At 74.3% G+C, this 11,299-nt stretch carries 11 protein-coding genes; 8 read left to right on the plus strand and 3 right to left on the minus strand.

What is annotated here, in order from left to right:
- The first annotated feature begins 4 nt into the window (after positions 1-4).
- The 7 genes from HYQ63_RS13675 to HYQ63_RS13705 are packed head-to-tail and all read left to right on the plus strand — an operon-like array spanning position 5 to position 8,941.
- Positions 5-733, plus strand: coding sequence for a class I SAM-dependent methyltransferase (locus HYQ63_RS13675; RefSeq protein WP_179934077.1), 729 nt, complete (start codon positions 5-7; stop codon positions 731-733).
- The gene (locus tag HYQ63_RS13680) at positions 730-5,121 is read left to right on the plus strand and encodes an alpha-(1->3)-arabinofuranosyltransferase family protein (RefSeq protein WP_179934078.1); all 4,392 of its coding nucleotides are present in this window, start codon (positions 730-732) and stop codon (positions 5,119-5,121) included. Before HYQ63_RS13675 ends, HYQ63_RS13680 begins: the two co-directional genes overlap by 4 nt.
- A complete protein-coding gene (locus HYQ63_RS13685; RefSeq protein WP_257231827.1) occupies positions 5,118-6,482 on the plus strand; it encodes a condensation protein in 1,365 nt (454 codons plus the stop codon). The genes HYQ63_RS13680 and HYQ63_RS13685 overlap by 4 nt, the downstream gene beginning before the upstream one ends.
- Positions 6,479-7,213, plus strand: coding sequence for a bifunctional 2-polyprenyl-6-hydroxyphenol methylase/3-demethylubiquinol 3-O-methyltransferase UbiG (locus tag HYQ63_RS13690; RefSeq protein WP_179934079.1), 735 nt, complete (start codon positions 6,479-6,481; stop codon positions 7,211-7,213). The genes HYQ63_RS13685 and HYQ63_RS13690 overlap by 4 nt, the downstream gene beginning before the upstream one ends.
- A complete protein-coding gene (locus HYQ63_RS13695; RefSeq protein WP_179934080.1) occupies positions 7,198-8,100 on the plus strand; it encodes a hypothetical protein in 903 nt (300 codons plus the stop codon). The genes HYQ63_RS13690 and HYQ63_RS13695 overlap by 16 nt, the downstream gene beginning before the upstream one ends.
- The gene (locus HYQ63_RS13700) at positions 8,097-8,306 is read left to right on the plus strand and encodes a Trm112 family protein (protein WP_179934081.1); all 210 of its coding nucleotides are present in this window, start codon (positions 8,097-8,099) and stop codon (positions 8,304-8,306) included. Before HYQ63_RS13695 ends, HYQ63_RS13700 begins: the two co-directional genes overlap by 4 nt.
- Before the next feature lie 26 nt (positions 8,307-8,332).
- Entirely contained in the window at positions 8,333-8,941 is a 609-nt protein-coding gene (locus HYQ63_RS13705) for a hypothetical protein (protein ID WP_179934082.1), read from the plus strand.
- Here HYQ63_RS13705 and HYQ63_RS13710 read toward each other — a convergent pair.
- The 3 genes from HYQ63_RS13710 to trxA form a co-directional block, all read right to left on the minus strand.
- Positions 8,916-9,341: an OsmC family protein gene (locus tag HYQ63_RS13710; RefSeq protein ID WP_123099646.1), complete on the minus strand. Its 426-nt coding sequence runs from the start codon at positions 9,339-9,341 to the stop codon at positions 8,916-8,918. The genes HYQ63_RS13705 and HYQ63_RS13710 overlap by 26 nt on opposite strands.
- A 73-nt stretch (positions 9,342-9,414) precedes the next feature.
- A complete protein-coding gene (locus HYQ63_RS13715; RefSeq protein ID WP_179934083.1) occupies positions 9,415-10,014 on the minus strand; it encodes a histidine phosphatase family protein in 600 nt (199 codons plus the stop codon).
- Complete coding sequence (trxA, locus tag HYQ63_RS13720; protein ID WP_179934084.1) at positions 10,007-10,381, minus strand: thioredoxin; 375 nt, start codon at positions 10,379-10,381, stop codon at positions 10,007-10,009. Before trxA ends, HYQ63_RS13715 begins: the two co-directional genes overlap by 8 nt.
- Positions 10,382-10,783: 402 nt before the next feature.
- Between trxA and HYQ63_RS13725 the strand changes: the two genes are divergently transcribed.
- Entirely contained in the window at positions 10,784-11,290 is a 507-nt protein-coding gene (locus HYQ63_RS13725; RefSeq protein ID WP_179934085.1) for a DinB family protein, read from the plus strand.
- Positions 11,291-11,299 lie beyond the last annotated feature (9 nt).

Here is an 11,299-nt window from a genome sequence, read left to right on the forward strand (position 1 = left end):
GGCCGTGCGGGACCCCTCGATCCGTCGCTCCGTCGCCCTCTTCCGCGCCTTCCTGCGCGAACAGACCGACCCCGAACACTGCTACCGGCTCCTCGCCCGGGACGCCGCACAGCAGGTGGCGCGGTACGCCGGGCCGCTGCGCGGGCGGGTGGTGGTCGACGTGGGCGGCGGCAGCGGCCACTTCACCGAGGAGTTCCGCCGCCACGGCGCCCAGGCCCACCTCTTCGAGCCGGACACCGGTGAGCTGCACTCCCGGGGACGTCCGCCCGCCGGGGCCGTCCTCGCCGACGGGTATCTGCTGCCGCTCGCGGACGGCGTGGCGGACATCGCGTTCTCCTCCAACGTGCTGGAGCACGTGGCCGATCCGTACACCTTCCTCAGCGAGCTGGTGCGGGTCACCCGCCCCGGCGGGCTGATCTACGTCTCGTACACCAACTGGCTCTCCCCCTGGGGCGGCCACGAGTGGGCGCCCTGGCACTATCTGGGCGCCGAGCGGGCCCGCGCCCGCTACCGGCGCCGCACCGGCCGGGCCGCCAAGCACACGCTCGGCGAAAACCTCTTCCCCCTCCACATCGGCCCCGTCCTGCGCCACGTCCGCAGCCGCGCGGACGTGACCGTGGTCTCGGCGCGTTCCCGCTACTGGCCGTTCCTCACCGAGGCGGTCACGCGGGTGCCGGGGCTGCGGGAGGTCGCGACGTGGAACCTCCTCCTGATCCTTAGGCGGTCGCCATGACCCAGGTCGTCCCGTCCCCGCCCCAGGTGCGCACCCCGGCCGCCCCGCCGCCGCCCGCCCCCGGTGAACGGCCGCGCGGACGGCGCTGGCTGTTCGGGTTCTGGGCCGCCGTCCTGGTGGCGTTCCTCGCGCCCTCGCCCGGCAAGATGACGTTCGACACCAAACTGCCGGTGGTCCTCGACCCGTTCGGCTTCCTCGCCGACCTCGGCTCGCTGTGGCACGACCGGGCGGGGTTCGGCGGGATCGCGGACCAGTACGTCGGCTACGCGTTCCCGATGCTGCCGTACTACGCCCTCACCCACCTCCTCCACATCCCGGTGTGGTTCGCCGAGCGGCTGTGGATGTCCCTCATCGTCACGGTGGCGTTCTGGGGTGCGCTGCGGCTGGCGGAGCGGCTGGGCGTCGGGGCACCCGCGACCCGGCTGCTGGGCGCGGCCGGGTACGCGCTGTGGCCGGTGTTCACCATCGTCGTCGGCTCCACCTCCGCGGCCGCCCTCCCCGGCGCGCTGCTGCCGTGGGTCGTGCTGCCGCTCACCAACCCGGCGAGCCTCCCCCGTATCGCCGCCGCCCGCTCCGCGCTGCTCGTGCCCTGCATGGGCGGCGTCAACGCCGCCTCCACGCTCGCCTCGCTGCTGCCGGTCGCGCTGTACCTGCTCAGCCGCCCCGCCGGGCGGCGCCGGTGGGCGCTGCTGGGGTGGTGGGTTCCGGGGGTGCTGCTGGCCACGCTGTGGTGGGTCGTACCGCTGCTGCTGCTCGGGGTGTACGGCGAGAACTTCCTGCCGTACATCGAGCAGGCCGACACCACCACCGCCACCATGGCCGCCACCGAGACGCTGCGCGGCGCGGGCAACTGGGTGGCGTACCTGCACTTCGGCGAGGCGTGGCTGCCCGGCGGCTGGACCGTGGCCGCGTCCGTCGTCGCCGTCCTCGGCTCGGGGCTGGCCGCCGCACTGGGCCTGGCCGGGCTCGCGCGGCGCGATCTGCCCGAGCGGCGGTGGCTGCTGCTCGTCGTGCTGTCCGTCGCGCTGATCACCCTCGCCGGGTACGGGGGGACGCTCGGCGGGCCGTTCCACGAGACGGTGCAGGGGTGGCTGGACGGGTGGCTGCGGCCGTTCCGCAACATCTACAAGTTCCAGACCGGGCTCGCCCTGGCGCTCGCCCTCGGGCTCATGCACGTGCTGACGGTCGGGGCCGCCGGGCGCCGGATTCCAGGCCGCCGTTTCCTCCCCGGTGTGCTGGCCCTGCTGCTCCTCCCCGGGCTCGCCTGGCCGTACCTCAACGGGACGGTCCTCCAGCCGGGCCGCTTCACCGCGCTGCCCGCCTACTGGGAGAAGACCGCCGACTGGCTCGACGACCACGCCGCCCGGAGCCGCGCCCTCGTCGTCCCCGCCACCGCGCACGGCCTCTACACCTGGGGCAGCCCCATCGACCAGCCGCTCGACGTCCTCGCGGAATCCCGCTGGGCGCAACGCGACTTCGTGCCCTTCGGCACCGCCGGATCGCGGCGCGCGATGGACGCCGTCGAGCAGGCGCTGCTGAGCGGCGGCGAGGTGCCGGGGCTGCGGGACTTCCTCGCCCGGGCCGGGCTGCACGAGGTCGTCGTACGCAACGACCTCGACCCGGACCAGATCGGCTACGTCCCGCCGCAGACCGTCGCCCGCACCCTGGAGGCTTCCGGCTACCGCAAGGCCGCCGGGTTCGGGCCGCTCATGACCGGTGGCCGGATCGCGGCGGGCACCCCGGTGCAGGTGCAGGGGCTGTTCCCGCGGCGCCAGGCCGTCGAGATCTACCGGCCCGAGGGAGTGGCGCGGCCGGGGGCGGTGGCCGCCAAGCCGGTGTCCGCCACGGCCGCCGTCAGCGGCGGCCCGGAATCCCTGCTCCAGCTCTCCGCCGACCCCTCGCTGGCCGACCGGCCGACCGTCCTCACCGGCGACCGCCACCCGGGCGCCGGCACCCCCGCGTTGCAGGCGGTCGGCGACGGCATGCGGCGCGCCGACACCCGCTTCGGGCTCGTCAACTCCAACGCCTCGTACACGTACACCGCCGACGAACGGAACCCGTCCGGCAGCCTGACGGACCCGGGCGACGAGCCGCGCCAGATCCTGCCGACGACGGGCACCGCACACCAGACGACCGCCGCGCTGCGCGGAGCGCTCTCGGTGACCGCCTCCAGCAGCGGCAACTGGCTGTTCCACCTGCCGCAGTACGACCCCGTCGGCGCCTTCGACGGCAACCCGGACACGGCGTGGGCCGAGGGCAGCGCGGGCAAACCGGTGGGGCAGTGGCTGCGCATCGAGTTCGCGCAGACCCTGCGCCTGCCGGACTCCATCCAGCTGACCCCGCTGCCCGGCGACGGCATGCGCGCCGCGCCCACCTCCGTACGCGTCGAGACCGACAACGGGTCGGCGGACAGCCCGCTCCAGCCGCACGGCACCGCACAGTCCGTCAAGGTCCCGTCCGGCCCGGCGAAGTGGCTGAAGATCACGATCACCGGTTCGCAGACGCCCAAGCCGGGCCTGTCGGGGGCCGGGTTCTCCGAGGTGTCCGTGCCGGGTGTGCAGGTCACCCGGCTGCTGTCGCTCCCGGCCGACGCCGAGCGGAGCGACGCCCCGGCCGAGGTCGTCTCGCTGCACCGGTCCGCCGACCCGGGCGGCCTCTCCCCCGCGTCGGCGGAGGTCGGGCTGCACCGCCAGTTCCGCACCGGGAGCGGTGGTACGTACGCCATCGAGGGCCAGGCCCTCGCCGTGCCCGGTGGCGCGCTCGACGCCCTGCTGGACCGCGTGGGCCCCAAGGGGCCCCGGGTCGAGATCACCGCCGACTCCACCAGCCGCACCGGCACCGCGCTCAGCGCCCGCAACCTCCTCGACGGCGACATCACGACGGCGTGGATCGCCGGTGACTCCCCCGTCCTGCACCTGCGCTGGCCGGGGAAGAAACGCGTCAGCGAACTCGTCCTCGCGGCGGCGGGCGGCCTCTCCACCCGCCCCGAGGAAGTGCTCATCAACTCCCCCGACGGCGCCGCCACCGCCGGAGTCGACGCCAACGGCTGGGTCCGCTTCCCGGCCATCACCACCGACCGGCTCGACATCACCATCAGCAAGACCGCGCCGCTGACCCTCCACAACCCCGTCGCCGGGCAGGCGTTGCAGCTCCCGGTGGGCCTGAACGAGGTCTACCTCCCCGAGCTGGGCAACATGCTGCGCACCACCCCGCCCCCGGAAACGGCCCGTTTCTCGCTGCCCTGCGGCCAGGGCCCGGCGCTGGCGGTGGACGGCACGCTGCACGCCACGAAGGCGTCGGGGCGGGTACGGGACCTGACGGAACGTCGTCCGGTGAAGGTCGAGCTGTGCGGTGACGAAGCCAAGGGCAGCAAACTGCGGCTGGACACCGGCCGCCACACGGTCGAGGCGGGCGACGCGGGCCCGCTGGCGCTGACCGATGTGACACTGACCCGCGGCAAGCCCGCCGCCGCTGCCGTGTCGGAGACCCGTACCGTCCAGGCCAAGGACTGGTCGGGCGACCGCAGAACGGTCAGGGTCGCCCCCGGCCAGGCCGTCTACCTCCAGACGTACGAGAACCACAACGACGGCTGGAAGGCCACGCTGAACGGCCGCGACCTCACCCCGCTGCGCATCGACGGCTGGCAGCAGGCGTTCCTCGTCCCGGCGGGCCAGGGCGGCACGGTCACGCTCACGTACGAACCCGCGACGACGTACCACGCGGGCCTCATCGGCGGCGCGGCCGCGGTGCTGGTGCTGGCGGCCCTGGCGTTCGCCCGCCGCCGCGAGCTCGAGCCCGAGGCCCCGCCTTCGCCGGTGCCGGCACCTGGCTGGCTGCTCGGCACGGCAGCCCTGACGGCAGTCATGATCGCCGTATCGGGCTGGCTGGCCCTGGCCGTTCCCGCCCTGGCCCTCCTCGCCTGGTACCGCCCCGCCTGGCTCGCCCCGACGGCCCTGACGGCGATGGCCGCCGCAACGGCGGTGGCGGCCACGGGCGCGGGCGAACCGGCGGCGGCGAACGAGGGCGCGTTCAGCGGAACGGCCCAGGCCCTGGCCCTCCTGGCCCTGACGGCGGCGGTGGTGACGATCCCGGCCCGCGCGACCGGCCACGTCGCCGCCACCCCGGCGCCCCCGGACCCCGGCGCGCCGCCCCACCACGCGGCCGACGACGACGCGCCAACCCTCATCGCCCCGCCGCTCGAACACGCGCCACCCGCAACCGGTGCCGCAACCGGTGACGGGACGACGGCACCTCCGGAAGCGCACCCGGGCGCCCGCGCGCCGCGTACACCCGACGGCGCGACGCCCACCGGTCCCAGGCCCGGCACGGCGGACACGACGCCGGGGGATCCGGCACCGCCCGGCCCCGGGGAAGGCAGGGGCCGATGACCGCGCTCTACGGGGACATCGGTGGCGGCTCCGCATCGCCCGCGCAGGGCGCCCCGCGGCGGATCCCCTTTCCCACCGTCGATGAGATCTCCCGGCACTGTCTCCAGGACGACGAGCCCGAGACCGTGCACATCGAGGTGCACCTCCCGGGGCGGCCCGAGCCCGGGCGGTTGCGGGAGGCGTTCCGCGAGGCCCTGCGGCGGCATCCGCGGATTCTGGTGCGGGAGGCGCCCGGGCGGTGGTGGCGGCGGCGGTACGAGTGGGAGGTGACCGACGGGCCGGACGTCGAGCCGGTGAGCTTCCCGCCGTGCGCGGCCGACGCCCTCGCCCTGGCGCGGGAGCGGGCGCTCGCGGTGTGTCCGCCGTTGACGGCGTCGCCTCCGGTGCGGCTGGAGGTGGTGACCGAGCCGGACCGTACCGGCTGTGTGCTGGTCCTCACCGTCAACCACACCGCGCTCGACGGGCCGTCCTGTCTGCGGGTGCTGGCCACGGCCGCCACCCTGTACGGCGGTGGTGACGACACCGCCCCGGCCACCTCGGTCCCGCCGCCCGCGGTGGCCGCGGCCGTGCCCGACCGGTCCGGCACACGGGGGCTCGCCCGGCCCGTACGGATCGCCAAGGACACCCGCACGCCCCGCACCGGGAACGCCATGCTGCTCTCCGAGCTTCCCGTACCGCCCCGAGCACCCGGCGGCCCCACGGTCAACGACCAACTCCTCGTCGCCACCTGCCTGATGGCGGCCCGCTGGAACGAGGTGCACGGCCGCGCGCCCGCCCCCGTACGGATCACCATGCCCGTGGACGACCGGCCGCGCGGCGCGTCCGGGATGGCCATCGGCAACGGCACCCGGCTCGTGGAGGTCGGCTTCGGGCCCGAGGAGCGGGCGGACGTACGGCTGCTGACGCGGGAGACGCCCGATCCGGCGGCGGTGGCGCGGCTGTTGCACCGCACCGCGGCCCGCACCCGGGCGCTGAAGGCGGCGCCGGGGGCGCAGTTGGGGGTGGCGGGGACACTGCTCACGGTGCCCGCCGTACCCGTCGGGCTGCGGGCGGCGGTGACGCGGGGGCTGCGGCGCGCGGCCGGGCCGTGGACCTCCACGACCCTGCTGAGCAACATCGGCCGCATCCCGTACGCGCTGGACTTCGGCGAGGCGGGCGGGGCCACCGCCGTATGGTTCTCGGCCCCGGCCCGTATGCCCCGCGGGCTGACGGTGACGACGGCCTCGACCGGCGGGCGGCTGCATGTGACGCTGCGCTGGTCGCGGGCGCTGCTGGACGACGCGGCGGGGGCGGGGCTCGCGGGCCTCTTCCAGCGCGCGCTGGCCGCCACCGCGCAAGCACACCCAGGAAACACGGCATGAGCCCGGCGCTCCGGGACTTCTACGAGAACCCGGCCGTCCCCGTGGCGTCCGGCCCTGACCGCAGCCGCCGCCAGGCGCGCATGCTCGCACACGCGCTCCGTACTGACGGAGACACAGCCGCCACCATCCTCGACATCGGCTGCGGCGACGGCACCGCAGCCGCCACCGCCCTCCCCTTCCTCCGCGGCCACCGCCTCATCGGCGTCGACTGGTCGCAGGACGCGCTGCGCCGCGCGGCGCCACGGCTGCCCGTCGTGCGGGGCGAACTCACCGACGGCGGGCTGCCGTTCGCCGACGGGAGCGCCGACGCGTGCGTGTTCAGCGAGGTGGTCGAGCACCTGGTCGACCCGGACGCGGCACTGGACGAGATACGCCGCGTCCTGCGCCCCGGCGGCCATCTGCTGCTGTCCACGCCCAACCTGGCGGCCTGGTACAACCGCGGGCTGCTGCTGGCCGGGGTGCAGCCGGTGTTCTCCGAGGTCAGCCTGCGGGGCATCCACGGCCGCCCCGGCCGCGAGGTCGTCGGCCATCTGCGGCTGTACACGGCGCGGGCGCTGCGCGGTTTCCTCACCGCGTCCGGTTTCGAGGTGGTACGCCTCACGGGGGCGCCGTTCCACGGCGTACCGCGGGGCTTGCGGCCGCTGGACCGGGCCGTGTGCCGGGTGCCGTCGCTGGCGTCGATCCTGCTGGTGCACGCGCGGCGGAGGGAGGGCGCATGGGGTGGGGCGTGATGGCGGCGCTGCTCGCGAACGTGGCGTACAGCACCGGTTTCGTACTGGAGAAGCGCGCCCTGTCCGCTCTGCCGCCGCTGAGCACCACCCGCCCCGCACGGCTGCTGCGGCTGCTGTTGGGGAGCCCGCTGTGGCTGGCCGGTTCGGCGGCGCTCGCGGCGGGGTTCGCGGCCCAGCTGGTGGTGTACCGCACGTTGCCGATCGCGGCCGCACAGGGCCTGTTCGTGTCCGGTCTGGTGCTGCTCCTGCTGCTCTCCTCCCGGGTGCTGGGCGAGCGGACCAGTGGCCGCGAACGGGCCGGGATCGGGCTGATCCTGTGCGCCCTGGTGATGGTGGTGGCATCGCTGCGCAGCGACGGCGGCGGCAGCGGCGTCGGCCGCACCGCCGCCACCGGGACGCTGCTCGCCCTCTGCGTCCCGTCCCTGGCGGCGGGGGTGTGGCTGTACGGCGCCACCGAGTGGCGCGCCCGCCGCCCCGGGAGACGGCCGCCGACCGGTGTGGAGTACGGGGTGGCGGTCGGGCTGCTGTACGGGGTCAGCTCGCTCGCCATCAAGGGCGTGTCCGGGCTGCTGACGACGGACGGCCTCGGCTCCCTGGCGCTCACGCTGTTGCGCGGCCCGTATCCGTATCTGCTGCTGTTCACCGGCGCGGCGGGCCTGGTGCTGTCGCAGACCGCGCTCCAGCGCTGCCGCGCGTCGCTCATCGTGCCGGTGTGCACGACGGTGACCTGCGTGTTCACGGTGGTGTGCGGAACGGTCGCGTTCGGCGAGCCACTGCCCCACGAGCCGTGGCGGCTCGCGCTGCGGCTCGGCGGGACGGCGCTGGCGGTGTGCGTCCTGCTGGCCCTCCCCCGCCACGACGCCGTACTCGAAGGAAGTGAACGATGACCCCCGACGACCCGATCCTGAAGATCCTGGCCTGCCCGCTCGACAAGGGCCCGCTGACCCTGCTGCTGCCCGAGGACGTCCTGTACAACCCGCGGCTGCGCCGCCGCTACCCGATCGTGGACGGCGTCCCGCAACTGCTGCCGTCGTCCGGGGAACGGGTCCCGGACGAGGAACACGAACGGCTGGCGAAGCGGCTCACTCCTTGACGCTGCTCGTACGCCACGATGGACCCATGGACTCCGCACCCGACGCGTTCCCCACCCCCTTCCCGTTCGTCCTCGTCCTGCTGCGCCGCATGGCCGACCACCAGCCCGGCATGGTCGAGGACGCGCTGCGCGAGCTGGGCCACGGGCGTGCCGTGATGCGCGAGGCCAACCGCCGCTGGCAGGCGATGCAGCGCTCGCCGCGGCGGCGCCCCGCCGTCGCCCGCTACCGCTCGGTGCTGGGCCCGCCCGAGACCACCGCGCGGCGCCGGATCGGCGATCTGACGTGTGACGCGCTGAGCTGGCCGGTCCCGCTGTGGCCGGACCTGCGGTTCGAGGTGCTGACCGCGCCGGGCGGCGCGGTGTGGAACGAGTGGCTGGTACGCGCCCCCGGCGCACCCGCGCCCACCCTGCACACGGCCGCCGACCTCGCCCCCTGGTCCTGCACGGTGGACGACGTGGCGCGCGCCTTCCCGCCCGCGCGGCCCATGGAGGGCTCGGCGCCGACCCGCTCCCGGCTCGCCTTTGACGCCCCGGCCGACACGAAAAGCGGTGAACTCCGCCACTACGTGGCGGAGTTCACCTGGGGACTGCTCCAGCGGGTGGAGGACGTCAGGCCAGCTTCGCCGTCAGCGTGATCTCCGTCCCGGTGAGCGCCTGGCTCACCGGGCAGTTCTTCTTCGCGTCCTCGGCGGCCGCCGTGAACCCGGCCTCGTCCAGCCCCTCGACCGTGCCCTCCACCGTGAGGTGGATCCCGGTGATGCCGGTGCCCGGCTGGAAGGTCACCTCGGCCTGGGTGGTGAGCTGGGTGGGCGGGTTACCGGCCTGGGTCAGGCCGTGCGACAGCGCCATGGAGAAGCAGCTGGAGTGGGCGGCGGCGATCAGCTCCTCGGGGCTGGTCTTCCCGTTCGCCTGCTCGGCCCGCGACGGCCAGGAAACGGGCTGCTCGCCGATCCCCGACGAGTCGAAGGTGACCGTCCCCTTGCCCTCGGCCAGATTGCCCTGCCAGACGGTGTGCGCGGTACGCGTCGTAGCCATGCTCGCTGTTCCCTGCTTCCTCTGCTCGGTGGCGTACGGAACTCGTACGGGACTCGTACGGAACTTACGGGACCTACGGCTCCGAGCCTACGTTCCACGCCACGACGACCGGACGCCCGTGCTCGGTTCCCAGTCGACTGACGGTCGCGGTCTCCAGCCGGAAGAGCGCCCCCGCGGACGGCGGCAGCCCGAGGCGGCGGGCGGTCAGCACCCGCAGCACATGCCCGTGCGCCACCAGCACGACGTCACCGCCGTCCGCCCGCAGCTCCGGCTCGACCCTGGCCAGCACCCGGTCGACCCGCGCCCCGACCTGCCCGGGCGACTCCCCGGGATGGTCGGCGTCGCCCGGGGCGACCCCGTCGGTCCACAGGTCCCAGCCGGGGCGGGTCTCGTGGATCTCGGCGGTGGTGACCCCCTCGTACCCCCCGTACTCCCATTCGTGCAGCTCAGGCTCGGTACGTACATCGGTGAGCCCGGCGAGGCGAGCCGTATCCACGGCCCGCCCGAGCGGGCTCACCAGCGTCAGCCCGATCTTGCGCCCCGCCAGCAGCGGACGCAGCGCCCGCGCCTGCTCCTCCCCGCGCGCCGTCAGCGGCAGGTCGGTCCAGCTGGTGTGCTTTCCGGTCCGGCTCCACTCCGTCTCGCCGTGCCGGATCAGCACCAGGTCAGCCATCGCTCGCGGGCGTCGCGACGGAGGCCCGGACCGCGTCCATGTCGAGATCCCGGGCCTGCCCGATGACCTCCTCCAACCCCTGCTCGGGCAGCGCGCCGGGCTGGGCGAAAACGGCGATGTTGTCCCGCACGATCATCAGCGTCGGGATCGACTGGATGTCGAACGCGGCAGCCAGCTCGGGCTGCGCCTCGGTGTCGACCTTCGCGAAGATCAGGTCCTGGTGGCGCTCCGCGGCCTTCTCGTAAACCGGTGCGAACATCCGGCAGGGGCCGCACCAGGAGGCCCAGAAGTCGATCAGGACGAAGTCGCTGCCGGAGACGATCTCGTCGAAGTTGTCCTTGGTGAGTTCCACAGTGCTCGTACCCATGCGTCCGTAACCCCGCGCCGGTCCCCGATATTCCTGCCGGTAGCCCTCCCGCAGGTCAGCGGCCGTCGGGTGGTGGGTCCCGGGGTTTCGCGCCGGGCGCGGCCCGGTGGACGGGTTGTGCCCACCCGTTCCGCCCCCGGGAACGATTGCCCACAACCAGGTGTGCACGTCCCCGGCCTCTCCGGCGCTTGAGCCGCACCATCCAGCCCCTCCGGCGTTTGAGGAGCGGGGGTGCGGGGGCGGAGCCCCCGAAGCGGGGTCCGGGGCGCAGCCCCGGTTTCGGGAAGGGGCGGGGTGGGGGAAAGCCCCCCAGCCCACGAAATCGGTTGTCCCAAAGCCCCCGACCACTGATCGTGGTCCCAAACACCCAACACCCAACCACCCCCGGAGGGACCCACCGCCATGGCCACCGACCGCGTAGGCCCACCCCTCATCGCGGGGGAACGCGACACCCTCCGCGGCTTCCTCGACTTCCACCGCGCCACGCTCGCCCTGAAGTGTGACGGCCTCTCCGACGAGGAGCTACGGCAGCAGTCGATGCCACCCTCGACCCTCTCCCTGCTCGGCCTCGTCCGCCACATGGCCGAGGTGGAACGCACCTGGTTCCGCATCGTCGTGAACCGCGAGGACATCCCCCTCGTCTGGTCCGACCAGCGCGACTACCAGGTGGCGTACGACGCGACGAAGGCCACGAGAACCGAGGCGTTCGCCGCCTGGCAGCGCGAGGTGGAGCACGCGCGCCGGATCGAGCGGGAGGCGGAGTCGCTGGACGTCGTCGTGCACAGCGAGCGCTGGGGCAAGGACATGACGCTGCGCCTGGTCATGACCCACGTACTGCTGGAGTACGGCCGCCACAACGGCCACGCCGACTTCCTGCGCGAGGGTGTCGACGGAACAGTAGGGGCCTGACGCGCGGTC

This window comes from Streptomyces sp. Rer75, from assembly GCF_013414305.1.
Taxonomy (GTDB): Bacteria; Actinomycetota; Actinomycetes; order Streptomycetales; family Streptomycetaceae; genus Streptomyces; species Streptomyces himastatinicus.